Here is a 19,312-nt window from a genome sequence, read left to right as displayed (position 1 = left end):
TTTAATTGGACATGGAAACTGAAAGAGGAAAAGGCGATGGCTTATATTGAAATGAAGCATAGTTACAAACGATATCAAATGGGAGACACAGAAATCATTGCTAACAATGACATCTCTTTTGAGATTGAAAAAGGTGAGCTAGTCATCATTCTTGGAGCTTCAGGCGCTGGAAAATCAACGATTTTGAATATTCTTGGTGGAATGGATAGCAATGACGAGGGAGATGTCCTGATTGATGGGCAAAATATAGCACATTACAACGCTCACCAGTTGACGGATTATCGGAGAAATGATGTTGGTTTTGTATTTCAATTTTATAATTTAGTTCCTAATCTGACGGCGCTAGAGAATGTTGAGCTGGCTTCAGAAATTGTTCAAGATGCGCAGGATGCAGCAGAAGCGCTAGCAGCAGTTGGCTTGGAAAATCGTCTCAATAATTTTCCTACTCAATTATCTGGTGGCGAGCAGCAACGTGTTTCCATTGCGCGTGCCGTGGCAAAAAATCCTAAAATTTTGCTTTGTGATGAACCAACAGGCGCGCTGGATTATAAAACAGGTAAGCATGTGTTGCAAATCCTTCAAGATATGTCACGTAAACAAGGTGCGACAGTGATTATTGTGACCCATAATAGTGCCTTAGCTCCGATTGCAGACCGTGTGATTCATATGCATGACGCACGGATACAGTCCGTCACTTTGAATGAACATCCTCAAGATATTGCAAGTCTAGAGTATTAGTGAGGAGTGGTGATATGAAAAAATCCATTCTAAATAAGGACATCAGGCTCTCTTTTCGTCAGTCCAAAGGACGCTTTCTGTCTATTATGTTTTTAATGATGTTAGGTTCTTTTGCGTTAGTAGGACTGAAAGCAGCCAGTCCAGACATTGAAAATTCAGCCAATCGTTATCTTTCGCAGATGAAAATGATGGATGTGGCAGTGATGTCAGACTATGGTATTAGCAAAGCTGATCAAAAAGAACTGAATGCAATTCCAAATACATATGTGGAATATGGCTATTTTACGGATACGGTGATTGGGGACAGCTCTGCGTCTGTCCGCGTTTTCTCCAAAACAGATAAAATATCCCAATTTAAACTGGTTTCAGGTTATTTTCCAACCAAGGAAGACCAAGTTGCTCTGGCTAGTTTTTGTCAAAGGAAATATAAGATTGGTGATAGCATTACTTTAAACGAGGAAGGGACCAATGAGTATGCTTTGAAACGACATACCTTTACAGTGACAGGATTTGTCAATTCAAGTGAATTGGCTTCAACTATTTCTCTTGGCAGTTCTAACTCAGGGAGTGGTACCTTGTCTGCTTATGCAGTTGTGACGCCCAAAACGTTTCAAAGTTCAGTCTATACGGTCGCTCGTTTGAGATATAACAATTTAAAAACACTCAACTCCTTTGGGGATTCCTATCGAAAAAAGGTAAAACAGCATGAAGATGAGTTAGAAAAGCTACTAGCTGATAATGGAAAAAAACGTTTATCAGAGATAAAAGCCCAAGCACAGACAAAAATTGCGGACGGAGAAGCAAAAATTCAAACTTCTCAACAAGCATTGGCAGATGCCCAGCAGCAACTAAGGAATGCGCAGGATCAAATTGATCAAAAAAGAGCAGATTTAGAGGTTGCTCAAGGTCAACTAACTGAAAAAGAAAGCTTGCTTGCACAGGGCGCAGCTCAAATTGCACAGGCTGAACAAATTTTAGCAAGCTCGAAAGCAAAATTGGATACAGCCGCTGCTCAACTTTCTTCAGGTTGGGCACAATTGAACCAAATGAAAGCCCAATTAGATCAGGCAGCTAGTCAGTTGTCTGTTGCAAAAGAAAATGTAACAAATACTCAAGCTACATTAGCCATAGCGCAGGCGGAATTGGAAAAAGGTCAAGTTCAATTAGCAGCAGCTAAAGCGAATTTGCAGAAAAAAATGACCGCGCTTCAAGCACAAGGAATTGATCCAGCAACAGTGCCTGAAATTGTGGCAGCACAAACTCAACTAGCACAAGAAGAAGTGAAATTAAATCTTGCTCGTGCAGAATTAGAGAAAAAGCAGGCTGAATTTCAAGCTGGATTGTCACAGTACCAAAGCCAAGAAACGGTTTATCAAACGGGACTTGCCCAATACCAATCTGCTGTCGTGACATTGCGTACGAAACAAGCTGAATATGACGCAGGCTTGGCTCAATATCAAAGTGGTCAGGCAACCTTAAGAGATAAGCAAGCTAAGTACCAAGCAGGCCAAGCCCAATTGGCGCAAGCAAAACAACAAATTGCAGATGGTCAGACGCAATTAAACCAAGCTCAGGCGACATTGAACGATAAAAAAACTGAATATGCGAAGCAAAAGGAAGATGCTGGAACAAAAATAAAAAATGGTCAAGCGGACATTCAAAAGGTAAAAGATGAAGTAGCTGGTTTGTCTGTGCCAACCTACCGTGTGTATACACGCCGTACATTTCCAGGAGCGGACGAGTACACAACAACTGGCAATCGTGCTTATGGTATCTCAGCCGTAGGGAATGCTTTTCCGATTGTACTGTATCTGGTAGCGGCCCTTGTAACAGTCACAACGATGACACGTTTTGTCAGCGAAGAACGCACAAATGCTGGCGTTTTAAAAGCCTTAGGTTATCGGAACCAAGATGTCGTTAAAAAATTTGCCGTCTATGGCTTGGTTTCAAGTTTAATCGGTTCAGTAATTGGAATTTTAGCGGGGACTTATTTCTTGCCTTATATTTTAGGGAAAACTATTTTTAAGACATCAACTTATCCAGCTTTGCGATTAGACTTTTATTGGGAAATTAGTCTCATTGCTCTTTTATGCTCGGTCTTGTGTGGCGTCGCACCAGCCCTCTATATTGCACATAAAGAATTGAAAGAAAAGCCGTCTCAATTATTGTTACCTAAGACACCTAATAAAGGCTCTAAGATCTTGCTAGAGCGGATTGGTTTTATTTGGCATCGCCTTAGTTTTGCGCAAAAAGTAACAGCTCGAAATATCTTTCGCTACAAGCAAAGAATGCTGATGACTATTTTTGGTGTGGCAGGCTCCGTCGCCCTTTTATTTGCTGGTCTCGGTTTGTCATCTTCTATGGCAGGTATAGGAAATCGTCAGTATGGAGAAATTATCAAATATGATGCTGTCATTTCGCAAAAACATTATCTCAAATCTGATGAGCAAGCAGCAATCAGTCAGTTATTGGCAGATAAAAAAATAGCCAAGAAACACGGTATCTATCAGGAAGGATTTACCAAAAAAATTCAAGGAGCAAAAGATGAACAATCTCTCGCGTTATTTGTAACAACAGGCAAGAATTTTCATCATTTCATGGAGCTTAATGAGAGTCGAAGCAAATCGAAATTGATGTTGTCTTCGCATGGAGCGGTCATTTCTCAGAAATTAGCAACCATTATGCATGTTTCTGTTGGGGATACTTTTGAGGTGACTTCTGATGAGGGGAGACGCTATAAAATCAAAGTTTCTGCTATCGCTGAAATGTATGCAGGGCATTTTATCTTTATGAATCAGGACTATTATCAAACAGTATTTGATCGCAAGTTCCAAGAAAATGCTTATCTGATAAAATTGAAAGATTCCTCTAGTAAAAATATACAAGATACTGCAGCAGCATTCATGAAATTAACAGGTGTACGAGCAGTTGTACAAAATACGGGGATTTTGGAACAAATTGATGTTATTGTCAAGTCTCTTGGCTTTGTGATGCAGATTTTAACTGTTGCCTCTATTTTACTAGCCATTGTAATTCTTTATAACTTGATGAACATCAATGTTGCGGAGCGGATTCGAGAATTATCAACGATTAAAGTATTGGGGTTCCATAATAAGGAAGTCACACTTTATATTTATCGAGAGACCATTCTTTTGTCTATTATTGGCATTATTGTAGGCTTGTTTTTAGGAAATATTTTACATCGTTCTCTTTTAGAGACAATTGCTCCGGATGCCTTTCTGCTCAACCCGACAGTATCGGTGTTTGTCTATCTTGTACCAGTCTTTTCTATCATCATGATTTTGATTGTCTTAGGATTTATGGTCAATGCAATATTGAGACGTATTGATATGTTGGAAGCGTTGAAGTCAGTAGATTGATGAGTCAGTAAAACTTTCACTCAAACTTGGGAGTGGAAGTTTTTTCTTGGTTTGTTATAATATTTCTATAAAGGACAAGTAAAATGAGACGATGAAAAGAAAAATTGCTTTATTATCAGATATTCATGGAAATGTAACGGCATTAGAAGCTGTTTTAGCGGACGCCAAAAAGGAACAGGTGACCGATTACTGGTTTTTGGGAGATTTATTGGCACCCGGAACGGGGCGAAAGAAAATTCTTGACTTAATGGCTACTTTACCGATTAGTCTTCAAGTGCGGGGAAATTGGGAAGACAGCATTTGGAATGCTCTTCATGGGAAATTAGATATCAGTCGCCCTAGTCATTTATATATGGTTTGTTTATGCCAGTATCTTTTGGAAGAAGTCACACCTGAAGAACTAGACCGATTGCATGAGTTGCCTTTGCAGCTTTTGACAAAAGTTGGCGATTTAGAAATTGCTGTGACTCATCATTTGCCAGATAAAAATTGGGGACGAGAGCTAATTCATATTGGTCAACAAGAGAATTTTGATAGCCTGTTTGAAGGTAACAATTGTGCCATTGCCATTTATGGTCATATTCATCAGCAATTTCTTCGTTATGCGACGGGGGGACAGATGATTATCAATCCGGGATCTATCGGTCAGCCGTTTTTTCTAGATGCTTGTTTGCGAAAGGATCTGCGAGCTCAGTATGCTATTTTAAAAATTGATGAACAGGGATTAGCAGATGTCGATTTTCGACGAGTGGCTTATGATGTAAATAAAGAATTGGAAATGGCTAGAACATTGAAGTTGCCTTATTATGAAGTATATTACGAAAGCCTTGTCAATGGGATTCATCACACCCATAACCATGATTTACTTCGAGCAATTAGTGAGCGAGAAGACTATGTTGCGCAGCTTAAGGAGTTTTTTAGACGTAATATATGAAGTCACAACGTAAATAAAGTATATGAGTAATAGAAGCAGCAAATGAAAGGAGTTTAACATGCAAATTTCGAGTCGTTTTACCATTGCTACGCACATGTTGACTGTTATAGCACTAGAATGTCAAGAGCACAAAGTAACGAGTGATGTTCTAGCAGCTAGCGTTGGAGTAAACCCTGTTATTATTCGCAAAATCTTATCGCAATTGAAAAGTGCGGATTTGATTTCTGTAGCGCGTGGGAGGGGAGGAGCTATCATTAGGAAAGATTTAAAGGATATTACCCTTTTGGATGTCTATCAAGCAGTAGAAAGTCTGGGAAAATCGGGACAACTCTTTAGCTTTCATGAGCATCCCAATCCGTCTTGTCCCATTGGCAGAAATATTCATTTCGTTTTAGATGATAAATTATCAGAAATTCAAGTAGCAATGGAAAAAGAACTGAGTAAAACCAGCCTTGCAGATGTCGTTGCATCTGTCCAAGAAAAGATAAAAAAACAATCCATTTCGTAAGAAATGGATTGTTTTTTGGAGAAAAAGAGGAGCTAAAAATAACAGTTGATTTCATAATCAAGAAAAACTTGCTGATAATCATAGAGGTCTTCCGGATGTAGAGCTTGCACATTTTCCATTTCATAAGAACGTTTTAGTAATTTATATTTATTTTCACCGAATTGATGAAAAGGTAAGAGTTGTACTTGGTCAATAGATAATTTTTTAAATAAAATAGCAAATTGTTCGGCATCTTCTAGAGAGTCATTAAAGCTAGGGATAACAGGAATACGCAGGACAATGGTTTTTTGTTGCGAAAAAGCATAATGAATATTTTTGATAATTAGTTCATTTTTGACCCCTGTGACTTTGCGGTGATTGATGGTGTTGTAATGTTTTAAGTCAGTATAGATAAAATCTACATACTGGAGCAAATCAACGAATTTGTTATGATCTACAAAGGCTGTCGTTTCAATCGCTGTATGGATACCTTTTTCTTTGGCAGCTTTAAGGATTGCTTTGGCAAATTCAAATTGGGCAAAGATTTCTCCACCAGACAAGGTCAGGCCTCCACCTGATTCTTCATAAAATTCTCTATCTTTGAGAACTTCTTTGATAATCTCTTCAACGCTTTTTTCCTCTCCCATGGTGATAGTCTTTTTGCTAGAAGCGTCTAACATGGGCTCAGGTTTAAATTTCTGAGATTCTGGATTGGCACACCAAGGACAGCGTAAGGGACAGCCTTTTAGAAAAACAGTTGTCCGAATTCCTGGTCCGTCGTGAATACTAAAATGTTGAATATTAAAAATGATTCCTTTTTCTGCACTCATGATGTACACTCTTTTCTTGCTTATTTTCTTTTATTATATCAAACAAACGAAATAAAAACAATTACGAATGAAACTATTTTTTATTTTATTTATTCCTTAAATTCTGTTAAAATAAAGAATGAGGTGAATAAAATGGAACGTTTAGATGAAATCGTTAAGCTCGTTTCAGAGTTTGAAAAAATTGATGTTAATACTTTATCTGATAAATTAAAAGTCTCTAAAGTTACGATTCGGAAAGACTTGGATAAGCTGGAAATGAAAGGCTTACTTCATCGGGAGCACGGTTATGCGGTCTTAAATAGTGGTGATGACCTGAATGTCCGGCTTTCTTTTCATTATGATACCAAGCGAAAGATAGCACAAGAAGCGGCAAAAATTGTTGCAGACAATGAAACGATTATCATTGAATCTGGTTCAACTTGTGCTCTGTTAGCTGAAGAAATCTGTCGTACTAAGAAGAATGTGAAAATTATTACAAATTCTTATTTTATCGCAGACTATGTGAGAAAAGTAGATTCTTGCAAGATTATCTTGCTAGGCGGTGAATTTCAGAACGATTCGCAAGTTACGGTCGGTCCTTTGCTTAAGGAAATGATTCAATTTTTCCATGTAGAACATGCTTTTGTAGGGACTGATGGCTATGATGAAGAGCTTGGTTTTACAGGTAAGGATTTAATGCGTAGCGAAGTGGTGCAATATATGTCGGAAGCATCTGATAAAATGATTGTGTTAACAGATTCGAGTAAATTTGATAAAAGAGGGACTGTCAAACGCTTTGGTTTGAGACAGGTTTCGCAGGTGGTAACCGATCAAGCTATTCCGACAGCCGCGGTTCAACGCCTAAAAGCAGCCAATATCAAATTGACTCTAGTCTGATAAGTAGAGGGAGATAAGATGAAAAGTGAAAGAAAAAGGCTATTAGCTAAGATTGCTTATCTTTATTATGTAGAGGAGAAAAGTCAGGCAGAAATTGCAGCAGAGACAGGGATTTATCGGACAACTGTGAGTCGTATGCTGGCTGAAGCTAAAAAGGAAGGCATTGTCAAAATCGAGATTGAAGCCTTTGATACGCGTTTGTTTCATTTAGAAAATGCAGTGAAAGAGAAGTATGGGTTAAAAGGACTTGAAATCGTAGCAAATCAAGTGGATGATTCACCTTCTGATTTGGAGCAGCGGTTAGCTCAATCAGCGGCAGGAATGCTTCGGGGGATGATTGATGACAATGCTAAAGTTGGATTTTCATGGGGAAAGAGTCTTAGTCTCTTGGTAGAACACTCGGGCAGTCGGCACTTGAATAATGTGCATTTTTTTCCATTGGCTGGCGGACCTAGCCATATTCATGCTCGTTATCATGTTAATACCCTCATTTACAGTATGGCTAATAAATACCATGGGGATTGTCGCTTTATGAATGCGACGATTATACAGGAAGACGAGATCTTAGCAAAAGGAATTTTATCTTCTAAATATTTTGAGGACTTAAAAAGAAGTTGGCAAGAACTAGATGTGGTTGTTGTTGGTATTGGCGGACAAGTGGATGAAAAGAATCGGCAGTGGTTGGATATGCTGACGGCTGAAGATTTTCGTACAGTGGAAAATGAAGGAGCTGTCGGAGAAATTTGTTGCCGCTTTTTTGATGAAAATGGTGAGTTGGTTGATGAACAGTTGCAAAATCGAACAGTTGCTATTTCTTTAGATTATTTAAAAACAGTTCCTCACAGTCTGGCTTTTGCCTATGGTCGTCAAAAAGCTGCCGCTATTTTGGCGGTTTTACGTGCTGGGTATGTCAACCATTTAGTTACAGATGAAGCAACTATTTTAAAAGTGTTGGAATTGGATAATAGTGCAGTTAATTAGTAGTTTATAAAAGTTCTCCTTTTCCTCATTATTTCATTTTCAAAAGGTCAAGAATAATGATTCTGACCCTTTTTATTTTACTCTATAAGCACAAATGTGCGATAAATATAAAAAAAGAGAATTTGTTCAGTGATATATTGACGGAATAAGAGAAAGATGATAAATTTGAGTTACAAACAAAAATAAAACGCTTTCAAATAAAAGAAAGATATATTTTGTAAATAAAAATAGGAGTAACGTTAAATATGGAAGTGATTGTAGCTGATCAAATCATTATGGGGTTAATCTTGCATGCTGGGGATGCCAAACAGCATATTTACCAAGCTTTGTCATTAGCAAAAAATGGTGAGTTTGAAAAGTGTAATGAGTATCTAGAATTGGCAGATCAGGCATTATTAGAAGCTCATAATCTTCAAACGGAGTTTTTGGCACAGGAAGCGGGGGGAACAAAGACAGAAATTACAGCTTTGTTTGTCCACTCTCAGGATCATTTGATGACCAGTATTACAGAAATTAATCTTATCAAGGAAATCATTGACTTGAGAAAAGAATTACAAGTGAAAAAATAAATCATCAGGAGGATGAAGATATGATTAAAATTGGGTTGTTTTGTGCAGCAGGTTTTTCAACAGGAATGTTGGTCAATAATATGAAAATAGCTGCGAAAGAAGCTGGTTTAGAGGTTGAGATTGATGCTTATTCTCAGGCCAAGTTAGCAGATTATGCACCAAACTTGGATGTTGCTTTGTTAGGACCACAAGTAGCTTATACTTTGGATAAGTCAGCTGCCATTTGCGAAGAGAACCATATTCCAATTGCGGTCATTCCAATGGCGGACTATGGCATGCTAGATGGTAAAAAAGTATTGAATCTCGCTTTGGGGCTTTTGGAACAAAAACAAGGAGCTTAGTTATGGCTAAAATAGATACTCAAAAAATTATTGCGCCGATTATGAAATTTGTCAATATGCGCGGTATTATTGCCTTAAAGGATGGTATGTTGGCAATTCTGCCCTTGACAGTTGTTGGAAGTATCTTTCTGATTGTAGGACAGTTACCATTTGAAGGTCTCAATCAGGCGATTGCAGGCATTTTTGGAAAAAATTGGATCGAGCCGTTTATGCAGGTTTACTCAGGAACTTTTGCGATTATGGGTTTGATTTCCTGTTTCTCCATAGGATATTCTTATGCTAAAAATAGTGGTGTAGAGCCGTTGCCGGCAGGTGTGTTATCTGTGTCTTCTTTCTTCATTCTTTTAAAATCTTCTTATGTACCGACAAAAGGTGAACCTATTGCAGATGCTATTACTAAAGTTTGGTTTGGTGGTCAGGGGATTATTGGAGCTATTATTATTGGTTTGGTTGTCGGTAGTATCTATACCATGTTTATTCAAAAGCATATTGTTATTAAAATGCCAGAGCAAGTTCCGCAAGCGATTGCTAAGCAATTTGAGGCTATGATTCCAGCTTTTGTGATATTCTTCCTTTCCATGGTAGTTTATATTCTTGCTAAAATGCTAACAAAAGGTGGCACTTTTATTGAAATGATTTATGGTGTGATTCAAGTGCCATTACAAGGATTGACTGGTTCCCTTTACGGTGCAATTGGTATCGCCTTTTTCATCTCCTTCTTATGGTGGTTCGGTGTGCATGGGCAATCTGTTGTCAATGGTGTAGTGACTGCTCTATTGCTTTCAAATCTGGATGCCAATAAAGCTTTGCTTGCTGCTGGAAAGCTATCTGTTGGTAAAGGAGCGCATATTGTTACTCAGCAATTCTTAGATAGTTTCCTAATCTTATCTGGTTCAGGTATCACTTTTGGCTTGGTAGTAGCTATGATCTTTGCAGCTAAGTCCAAGCAATACAAAGCACTAGGAAAAGTTGCTGCTTTTCCAGCAATCTTTAATGTCAATGAACCAGTTGTGTTTGGGTTTCCAATTGTTATGAATCCCGTTATGTTCTTGCCTTTTATTCTTGTACCTGTTTTAGCGGCTGTAATTGTTTATGGCTCTATAGCAATTGGCTTTATGCAGCCATTTTCAGGGGTGACCTTGCCATGGAGTACACCAGCTATTATTTCTGGTTTCTTAGTGGCAGGATGGCAAGGTGCTCTCATCCAAGTTGTCATTTTAGCTATGTCCACTCTCATCTATTTCCCATTCTTTAAATTCCAAGACAATCTTGCTTACAGTAATGAACTGAAAGCGGAAGGATAAACCACATTGTATCACTGTAAAGAAATTATTTTAACGTTGATTGAGCACAAATGTGCAAAAAATCTTTAATTCGATAATTGATTATAAATGATTGAATTTTTGCATCTTGCATGCTACAATAGTTACGAAAGAAATAAAAATAATTTCATAAGAAAGGTTGTGTTGTGATGACTAATGTAAAAGAAATAGAAAAAACGATGATACAAACGAGTTATTTTGGTAGCTTAACGGACCGAATGAACAAGTATCGGGAAGATGTGCTGGACAAGAAACCTTATATTGATGCTGAACGTGCTGTTCTTGCAACAAGAGCTTATCAAGAGCATAAAGAAAAGCCAAATGTTCTGAAGCGTGCTTATATGCTTAAGGAAATTTTGGAAAATATGACGCTTTATATTGAAGATGAGACCATGATTGTTGGAAATCAGGCTTCATCTAATAAAGATGCACCTATTTTCCCAGAGTATACTTTAGAATTTGTACTCAATGAATTAGATCTTTTTGAAAAGCGCGACGGTGATGTTTTCTATATTACAGAGGAAACCAAAGAACAAATCCGGAGCATCGCTCCCTTCTGGGAAAACAATAACCTCCGTGCTAGAGCAGGGGCTTTACTTCCAGAAGAAGTTCAGGTTTATATGGAAACTGGCTTCTTTGGCATGGAAGGAAAGATGAACTCTGGTGATGCTCACTTGGCAGTCAACTATCAAAAATTGCTTCAATATGGTTTGAAAGGTTTTGAGGAAAAAGCTCGGGCAGCTAAGGAGGCCTTGGATTTGACAGATCCGGCTAGTATTGATAAATATCATTTCTATGATTCCATTTTCATTGTAGTGGATGCTGTGAAAGCTTATGCGGAGCGTTTTGTCAAGTTAGCTCAAGATATGGCAGAGTCTGCAAGCCCAGAGCGCCGTCAAGAATTATTGGAAATTGCTCGAATTTGTTCCAAAGTGCCTTACGAACCAGCTGAAACGTTTGCTGAAGCTATTCAGTCTGTCTGGTTTATCCAGTGTATTTTACAGATTGAGTCTAATGGTCACTCCCTCTCTTATGGGCGCTTTGACCAATACATGTATCCTTATGTTAAGTCGGACTTGGAAGCTGGTCGCGAGACGGAAGAAAGCATTGTCGAACGCTTAACCAATCTTTGGATTAAGACGATTACAATCAATAAAGTACGCAGCCAGGCTCATACTTTCTCATCTGCTGGTAGTCCTTTGTATCAAAATGTGACAATTGGTGGACAAACACGTGATAAGAAAGATGCTGTAAATCCCCTTTCTTATCTGGTTTTGAGATCTGTTGCACAGACGCATTTGCCACAGCCAAACTTAACAGTTCGCTACCATGCTGGTCTAGATGCTCGTTTTATGAACGAATGCATAGAAGTTATGAAACTAGGTTTTGGAATGCCTGCTTTCAATAATGACGAGATTATTATTCCGTCCTTTATTGCCAAAGGCGTTTTGGAAGAAGATGCATACGACTACAGTGCTATCGGCTGTGTGGAGACAGCTGTGCCAGGTAAATGGGGCTACCGTTGTACGGGAATGAGCTATATGAACTTCCCTAAGGTGCTTCTCATCACTATGAACGATGGAGTTGATCCCGCATCTGGCAAGCGTTTTGCACCAAGCTTCGGTCATTTTAAAGACATGAAGAGCTTTGCTGAGCTGCAAACGGCTTGGGACAAGACTTTGCGCCACTTGACTCGTATGAGTGTCATCGTGGAAAATTCTATCGACCTGTCTCTTGAAAGAGAAGTGCCGGATATCCTCTGCTCAGCTTTGACAGATGATTGTATCGGACGCGGTAAGCATTTGAAAGAGGGGGGAGCTGTCTATGACTATATTTCTGGTCTCCAAGTCGGTATTGCTAATCTATCAGACTCACTAGCAGCAATCAAGAAGTTAGTCTTTGAAGAAGGCAAACTGACTCCAGCTGAACTCTGGCATGCACTTGAAACGGACTATGCAGGTGAGCGCGGCAAGGAAATTCAGGAGATGTTGATTCATGATGCACCGAAATATGGTAATGATGATGATTACGCTGATAAGCTGGTGACTGATGCTTATGATATTTATGTGGATGAAATTGCTAAATATCCAAATACCCGTTATGGACGCGGTCCAATTGGCGGTATCCGCTATTCAGGAACATCTTCTATTTCAGCCAATGTTGGTCAAGGTCGCGGTACTTTGGCGACACCAGATGGCCGCAATGCAGGAACACCGCTCGCTGAAGGCTGTTCTCCATCTCACAATATGGACAAGAATGGTCCGACTTCTGTATTGAAATCTGTTTCTAAATTGCCGACAGATGAAATCGTTGGGGGGGTTCTGCTCAATCAAAAAGTGAATCCTCAGACCTTGTCTAAGGAAGAAGATAAAATTAAATTGATTGCTTTACTTCGTACGTTCTTTAACCGTTTGCACGGTTATCATATTCAATACAATGTTGTTTCTAGAGAAACCTTGATTGATGCGCAAAAACATCCTGAAAAACACCGTGATTTGATTGTGCGTGTTGCAGGATATTCGGCATTCTTCAATGTACTCTCCAAAGCAACACAAGATGATATTATCGGACGTACAGAACACACATTATAAAAGAGGTCCAGTTTATGGAATTCATGCTTGATACATTAAATGTAGAAGAAATAAAAAAATGGTCGCAAGTTCTCCCCTTGGCAGGAGTGACTTCTAACCCGACCATCGCTAAAAAAGAGGGGAAGATTGATTTCTTTAAACGCATCCAAGAAGTTAGAGAAATTATTGGGGAAGCTCCTTCCATTCATATTCAGGTTGTTGCCAAAGATTATCAGGGAATTTTAAAAGATGCCGCTGAAATTCGCAAGCATTGTAGTGGAAATGTGTTTGTCAAAGTACCTGTAACCCCTGAAGGTTTAGCCGCTATAAAGGTTTTAAAAGCAGAAGGTTACAAGATTACGGCAACTGCTATTTATACCATTTTCCAAGGTTTATTAGCCATTCAAGCAGGCGCAGATTATTTAGCTCCTTATTATAACCGTATGGAAAATTTGAACATTGATTCAGATGTAGTTATTGGTCAATTGGCAGATGCGATTGCAGTAGAAGGTTCATCTAGCAAAATTTTAGCAGCTTCCTTTAAAAATGTAGGACAAGTCAACAAGGCTTTTGCTGATGGTACCCATGCTATTACAGCAGGTGCAGATGTCTTTGAATCAGCTTTTGCTATGCCGTCTATTTCAAAGGCAGTAAATGATTTTGCAGCAGATTGGTCATTCATTCATGGTCAAAAGTACATCTAATCTCCATTTTTGCGTAGGAAGAGGTATTTTATGAGAACTTTTGCAAGCCCTTCTCGCTATATTCAAGGTGAAGATGCCTTATTTGAAAATGCAAAACAGATTTTGAACTTAGGAAACCATCCAGTTTTGCTTTGTGACAACACTGTTTATCAAATTGTAGGAAAGAAGTTCCAATCCTGTCTTACTCGCTATGGACTTCATATATTGCATGTCAGTTTTAATGGTGAAGCTTCGGATAATGAAATCAATCGGGTAGCTGCTTTAGCTGAAAAAGATGGAGCAGATCTAGTGATTGGTCTTGGTGGTGGAAAAACAATTGACAGTGCTAAGGCAATTGCAGATTTATTGGGAAATCCCGTCGTGATTGCACCGACTATTGCTTCGACAGATGCACCAACATCAGCTCTTTCAGTAATTTATACTGAGGAAGGAGCATTTGAAAAATATATTTTTTACACCAAGAACCCAGATCTTGTTCTAGTAGATTCAAAGGTCATTGCTCAAGCTCCAAAGCGCTTGTTGGCTTCTGGAATTGCAGATGGTTTAGCGACTTGGGTTGAAGCGCGTGCGGTTATGCAGGCAAATGGAGAGACCATGCTGGGACAAAGACAGACTTTAGCAGGCGCAGCTATTGCTCAAAAATGTGAAGAAACTCTTTTTGCAGATGGTTTACAAGCACTGGCTGCTTGTGAGGCGCAGGTGGTAACACCAGCTCTTGAGCATATCATTGAGGCTAATACGCTTCTCAGCGGTGTTGGTTTTGAAAGTGGTGGATTGGCTGCTGCTCATGCCATTCACAATGGATTTACAGCTCTGACTGGTGATATTCATCATCTGACTCATGGAGAAAAAGTAGCTTATGGAACGCTAACACAGCTCTTTCTTGAAAACCGTCCAAAAGAGGAGTTGGAAAAATATATTCGTTTCTATCAGAAAATTGGTATGCCCACGACCTTGGCAGAAATGTATTTAGAAAATGCCAGCTATGATGATTTGCTCAAGGTTGGTAAGCAAGCTACTATTGAAGGTGAAACCATTCATCAGATGCCGTTTAAGATTTCAGCATCTGATATTGCAGGTGCTATCCTAGCAGTCGATCGTTATGTAAACTCCTTATAAAAATAAAAAGGAAACAAGTCTGATTAGATTGGACTTGTTTTTTCGTGTAGTGATAGCTAAAAGTTTTAATCAGAAATAATAAACGCCTGATGCACATTGAAAATGTTATAATGATAATAAATGTGAGAAATAAATGCAAACTAGTGGAGAACAGATTGAGTAAAAAATTAGAAGATATGAGTTTAGAAGAATTATGGCAGTTGTTTCCCATATTTCTTGTAAAACATAATAAAGAATGGGCGGATTGGTATGATGAGGAAGCAACTGCTATTTTGTCCCTGATACCAGCTAAATATATAGTAAGAATATCTCATATTGGTAGTACTGCGGTTCAAAATATATGGGCAAAGAATATAGTAGATATATTACTTGAGGTTCGATTAGCAGAAGAACTAGAAATAGTGAAAAATATTCTTGTTGAAAATAAGTGGTTATGCATGAGTCAAAGTACACAGCGAATCTTATTAAATAAAGGATACACAGAGCAAGGTTTTGCAGAAAAAGTCTTTCATCTTCACATTAGAGTTGTCGGAGATAATGATGAACTATATTTCAGAGATTACTTACGTGAGAATCATAATGTAGCGAAAGAATATGAACATTTAAAGCTGAACTTATGGAAGAAATTTGAACATGATAGAGACGGCTACACTGATGCAAAGTGTAAGTTTATTAAACGATATACTAAAATTGCAAAAGAAAAATTTATAGGAAGATATTAAAATAGATACGAGCGCCGGAACGGTGCTTTTTTACTTGCTTGAAATGTGGTAAAATGGATGTAACTAAAATATGAAACGAGTATAAAATGGCGAAAAAATCAAACGCAAATATTGGATTTGAAAAGGAATTATGGGATGCTGCAGATTCACTTCGGGGGCACATTTCAGCGTCAGAGTACAGAAAAGTTATTGTTGGTCTAATCTTTTTAAAATATGTATCAGATGCTTTTGAAGAAAAATACCAACAATTACTTGCAGAGGGTGACGGATTTGAGAATGATCCTGATGCATATTCAGAGGAGAATATTTTCTTCGTCCCTGAAATAGCTAGATGGCAATTCATTGCGAGTCATGCCCATTCTTCGGAAATTGGCACAGTCTTGGATGAGGCCATGCGTGAAATTGAAGAGGATAATCCTAGTCTAGAGAATGTCCTTCCTCAGATTTATGCCAGTCCGGACTTAGATAAGAGAGTTTTAGGGGAAGTTGTAGACATTTTTACTAATATTCAAATGTATGAAGGTGAGAATGAAAAAGATTTACTTGGACGTGCTTATGAATATTGTATTGAACAGTTTGCAGCTTATGAAGGAAAACGGGGTGGTGAATTCTATACTCCGACTAGTATCGTTAAAACGATTGTAGAAATATTAAAGCCTTATCGAGGTCGCGTTTATGATCCTGCTTGTGGTTCAGGTGGTATGTTCGTTCAATCAGCTAAGTTTATAGAGAATCATAGTGGAAATATAAATAATCTATCTGTTTTTGGTCAAGAATCCAACGCTGATACTTGGAAGATGGCCAAGATGAACATGGTTATCCGAGGTATTGATGCGGATTTTGGTGAGCACCAAGCGAACAGCTTTTTCAATGATTTACATCCAACACTAAAAGCTAACTATATCATGGCTAATCCACCCTTTAATATTTCCAACTGGGGAGCAGATAAACTGCAAGATGATATTCGCTGGAAATATGGAACTCCCCCAGATGGCAATGCCAACTATGCTTGGATTCAGCACATGATTCATCATATGGATCCAAGTAATGGGAAGATTGGTTTAGTTTTGGCTAATGGTTCTCTTTCCTCAACTCAGAAGGGTGAAGGTGATATTCGCCAAAAGATTATTGAAGATGATTTAATTGAAGGAATTATTGCCTTACCATCTAATCTTTTTTACAGCGTGACCATTCCAGCTTGTCTCTGGTTTATCAGTAGAAACAAAAAGCAAAAGGGAAAGACAGTATTTATTGATGCCCGTAATATGGGTGAAATGGTTGACCGTAAACATCGTGATTTTAGTGATGAAGATATTAAAAAGTTGGCTGATACCTTTGAAGCCTTTCAAAAGGGAGAGCTTGAGGATGTCAAAGGTTTTTGCGCAGTTGTTGAAACAGCAGAAATTGCAAAGCAAGATTTCATTCTTACGCCAGGGCGTTATGTTGGTATTGAGGAGAAAGAAGATGACGGAGAACCATTTGAAGAGAAAATGGATCGCCTGACGACAGAACTATCAGAACTCTTTACTAAATCCCATAAATTAGAAGATGAGATTCGAGAAAGATTGGGGGAGATTGGGTTTGAAATATAAGGAGGTAAATTTAGGTGAACTTATTAGCTTTGTTTCAAAAGGTATTCCACCAAAATATATTGAGACTAAATCCGATAATACTATCGTTGTACTTAATCAAAGGACGAATAGAAATTTTCAAATTGACTACTCTTTGTCACGGTTAAATGATTTATCGAAGAAAAAAGTACCTACAAATAAGATACTAATAGATTATGATGTTTTAATAAATTCTACAGGCGTTGGAACAGCTGGCCGAGTTGCTCAATTAGTAAAAGTACCTGAATTGACTACTGTAGATGGACATATGATAATTGTTAGACCAGATGAAGAGAAAATAGATCCTTTGTACTTAGGTTATGCTCTTAAAGCACAACAAGTAAAAATTGAAGGATTACAAGAAGGATCAACTGGGCAGACTGAGTTAAATCGACAACGATTATTGAATGATATTATTATACAATTTCCTGAATCAAGAAAATTACAACAAGATATTTCCAGACTATTTTTTTCACTTGATGAAAAGATTGAGAATAATAAAAAGATAAATCATCATTTAGAGGAGATAGCGCTGTCTATTTTTAATAAACATTTTGGCAAAGCAGAAACAACTAATAAATTAGGAGATTTCTTTCCAGTTATTACTGGTAAAAAAGATGCTAATGTTGCAAAAGGAGGGAAATATCCATTTTTCAGTTGTTCTCAAAACATTTCATACACAGACAATTATTCATTTGATAACAAAGCAATTTTATTGGCAGGGAATGGGGATTTTAATGTTAAAATATACGATGGAAAATTTGAAGCGTATCAAAGGACTTACGTTTTAATCCCTAACAACGATGAACAATTTGGTTATCTGTACTATGCCATTAAATATTTTTTAAATGATATTACCTCTGGGTACAGGGGTTCTGTTATAAAATTTATCACTAAAGGAAGTATAGAAAACTTTAATATTTTTATGACAGATGATAAAAAAGTGTTATCTTTATTCAATATCTTTGTTGAGAAGATAGCCAATAACAATAAAGAAACTCAAGAATTAGCCAACCTTCGAGATACTCTCCTACCCAAACTCTTATCAGGTGAAATTTCAGTAAATCAAGCCACTAAATGATGATTTATCTTTTTAAGCTACCCATGGAGTATAATAAAAACGAAAGGTAGGTAGCTTATGAAAGATAAATTAATCACGCAAATTACAACAGATATGGCCAAGCATTTAAGTCTTAAACAGTTAGAAAATCTGCAAAAGGTACTAATGGCGACTTTTATCAATGTAGAAATTGCAGAGATAAAAACAGTAAATGAGCAAGAGAGCAACAGTAAATTACTTGAACTATTTATATCAGCCAAGAGGATTGAAGGTTGTAGTGAGAAATCTTTGAAATATTACAAAATGGTTATTGAGAATATGTTTACCAGTCTTAAAACAGCCATAAGAAATTTGACTACTAGTGATTTACGAACTTATCTAGCGCGTTACCAGCAAGAGCGAAATTCTAGTAAGGTGACGATTGACAACATGCGTCGGATTTTTAGCAGTTTTTTCAGTTGGTTGGAAGATGAGGATTATATCCTCAAAAGTCCTGTTCGTCGGATTCATAAGATAAAGACAGATAAGACCATCAAAGAAACTTTTTCTGATGAAGGTCTTGAACTTTTAAGAGATGCCTGTGATGAAATCCGTGATTTGGCTATGATTGATTTATTAGCTTCAACAGGCATGCGTGTTGGTGAATTAGTAGGATTAAATAGAGAAGATATTAATTTTTATGAAAGAGAATGTGTGGTCTTTGGTAAAGGGAACAGTGAGCGAATCGTCTACTTCGATGCTAGAACGAAGATTCACTTGATAAACTACTTGGACAGTCGTCAGGATGATAATCCAGCCTTGTTCGTTTCCTTGTCATCTCCACATGATAGATTATTAATCGGAGGGGTAGAAACAAGATTAAGACAGCTTGGCGAAAAAGCGGACTTAAATAAAGTCCATCCGCATAAATTCAGACGGACATTGGCGACACGCGCCATAGATAAGGGCATGCCCATCGAACAAGTTCAGCACTTGCTCGGTCATGTCAAAATAGACACAACCATGCACTATGCTATGGTCAACCAAGCGAATGTCAAAAATTCGCATAGGAAATATATAGGTTGAGGAG

At 37.9% G+C, this 19,312-nt stretch carries 17 protein-coding genes; 16 read left to right on the top strand and 1 reads right to left on the bottom strand.

Annotation, left to right across the window (positions count from 1 at the left end; translation table 11 throughout):
* Nucleotides 1–36 precede the first annotated feature (36 nt).
* From SCSC_RS06275 to SCSC_RS06260, 4 genes are all read left to right on the top strand, one after another.
* Nucleotides 37–738, top strand: a complete 702-nt coding sequence (locus tag SCSC_RS06275) for an ABC transporter ATP-binding protein (RefSeq protein ID WP_006269667.1) — start codon at nucleotides 37–39, stop codon at nucleotides 736–738.
* A 14-nt stretch (nucleotides 739–752) separates the two neighbouring features.
* Nucleotides 753–4,118 (top strand): FtsX-like permease family protein, encoded by a 3,366-nt coding sequence (locus SCSC_RS06270; protein WP_006269694.1) that lies wholly within the window; start codon nucleotides 753–755, stop codon nucleotides 4,116–4,118.
* Nucleotides 4,119–4,209: 91 nt separating this feature from the next.
* Entirely contained in the window at nucleotides 4,210–5,052 is an 843-nt protein-coding gene (locus SCSC_RS06265) for a metallophosphoesterase family protein (RefSeq protein ID WP_006269598.1), read from the top strand.
* 58 nt (nucleotides 5,053–5,110) lie between these two features.
* Nucleotides 5,111–5,560 (top strand): Rrf2 family transcriptional regulator, encoded by a 450-nt coding sequence (locus SCSC_RS06260; protein WP_006269678.1) that lies wholly within the window; start codon nucleotides 5,111–5,113, stop codon nucleotides 5,558–5,560.
* A gap of 32 nt (nucleotides 5,561–5,592) precedes the next feature.
* Here the strand turns inward: SCSC_RS06260 and SCSC_RS06255 are convergent, their stop codons facing one another.
* Nucleotides 5,593–6,369: a glycyl-radical enzyme activating protein gene (locus SCSC_RS06255; RefSeq protein ID WP_003023885.1), complete on the bottom strand. Its 777-nt coding sequence runs from the start codon at nucleotides 6,367–6,369 to the stop codon at nucleotides 5,593–5,595.
* Nucleotides 6,370–6,501: 132 nt separating this feature from the next.
* On the opposite strand from SCSC_RS06255, the gene SCSC_RS06250 reads away from it, so the two are divergent.
* The 12 genes from SCSC_RS06250 to xerA all read left to right on the top strand — a co-directional run bounded on the left by SCSC_RS06250 (nucleotide 6,502) and on the right by xerA (nucleotide 19,308).
* Complete coding sequence (locus SCSC_RS06250) at nucleotides 6,502–7,245, top strand: DeoR/GlpR family DNA-binding transcription regulator (protein WP_006269656.1); 744 nt, start codon at nucleotides 6,502–6,504, stop codon at nucleotides 7,243–7,245.
* Between the two features lie 18 nt (nucleotides 7,246–7,263).
* Entirely contained in the window at nucleotides 7,264–8,226 is a 963-nt protein-coding gene (locus tag SCSC_RS06245; protein WP_006269695.1) for a sugar-binding transcriptional regulator, read from the top strand.
* Between the two features lie 245 nt (nucleotides 8,227–8,471).
* A complete protein-coding gene (locus tag SCSC_RS06240) occupies nucleotides 8,472–8,795 on the top strand; it encodes a PTS lactose/cellobiose transporter subunit IIA (RefSeq protein ID WP_003023891.1) in 324 nt (107 codons plus the stop codon).
* Between the two features lie 20 nt (nucleotides 8,796–8,815).
* Nucleotides 8,816–9,136, top strand: coding sequence for a PTS sugar transporter subunit IIB (locus tag SCSC_RS06235; protein WP_003023895.1), 321 nt, complete (start codon nucleotides 8,816–8,818; stop codon nucleotides 9,134–9,136).
* A gap of 2 nt (nucleotides 9,137–9,138) precedes the next feature.
* Entirely contained in the window at nucleotides 9,139–10,440 is a 1,302-nt protein-coding gene (locus tag SCSC_RS06230) for a PTS sugar transporter subunit IIC (RefSeq protein WP_006269628.1), read from the top strand.
* A gap of 167 nt (nucleotides 10,441–10,607) precedes the next feature.
* Nucleotides 10,608–13,049: a glycyl radical protein gene (locus SCSC_RS06225; RefSeq protein ID WP_006269684.1), complete on the top strand. Its 2,442-nt coding sequence runs from the start codon at nucleotides 10,608–10,610 to the stop codon at nucleotides 13,047–13,049.
* A 14-nt stretch (nucleotides 13,050–13,063) separates the two neighbouring features.
* The gene (locus tag SCSC_RS06220; RefSeq protein WP_006269637.1) at nucleotides 13,064–13,732 is read left to right on the top strand and encodes a fructose-6-phosphate aldolase; all 669 of its coding nucleotides are present in this window, start codon (nucleotides 13,064–13,066) and stop codon (nucleotides 13,730–13,732) included.
* 30 nt (nucleotides 13,733–13,762) lie between these two features.
* Nucleotides 13,763–14,851 carry a glycerol dehydrogenase gene (locus SCSC_RS06215; RefSeq protein ID WP_006269607.1) on the top strand — a complete coding sequence of 363 codons (1,089 nt, stop codon included), beginning with the start codon at nucleotides 13,763–13,765 and terminating at the stop codon, nucleotides 14,849–14,851.
* Nucleotides 14,852–15,006: 155 nt separating this feature from the next.
* Nucleotides 15,007–15,573, top strand: coding sequence for a GrpB family protein (locus tag SCSC_RS06210; protein ID WP_006269696.1), 567 nt, complete (start codon nucleotides 15,007–15,009; stop codon nucleotides 15,571–15,573).
* A gap of 86 nt (nucleotides 15,574–15,659) precedes the next feature.
* Nucleotides 15,660–17,165, top strand: coding sequence for a type I restriction-modification system subunit M (locus tag SCSC_RS06205; protein WP_006269651.1), 1,506 nt, complete (start codon nucleotides 15,660–15,662; stop codon nucleotides 17,163–17,165).
* Nucleotides 17,155–18,264, top strand: a complete 1,110-nt coding sequence (locus SCSC_RS06200; protein WP_006269681.1) for a restriction endonuclease subunit S — start codon at nucleotides 17,155–17,157, stop codon at nucleotides 18,262–18,264. The genes SCSC_RS06205 and SCSC_RS06200 overlap by 11 nt, the downstream gene beginning before the upstream one ends.
* A 57-nt stretch (nucleotides 18,265–18,321) precedes the next feature.
* Nucleotides 18,322–19,308, top strand: coding sequence for a site-specific tyrosine recombinase/integron integrase (gene xerA, locus SCSC_RS06195; protein WP_006269664.1), 987 nt, complete (start codon nucleotides 18,322–18,324; stop codon nucleotides 19,306–19,308).
* The last annotated feature ends 4 nt before the right edge of the window (nucleotides 19,309–19,312 follow it).

The organism is Streptococcus constellatus subsp. constellatus (genome assembly GCF_023167545.1).
In the GTDB taxonomy this organism is placed as follows: domain Bacteria; phylum Bacillota; class Bacilli; order Lactobacillales; family Streptococcaceae; genus Streptococcus; species Streptococcus constellatus.
The sequence above is the reverse complement of the archived record's forward strand: the minus strand, read 5'-3'. Positions and strand labels throughout refer to the sequence as shown.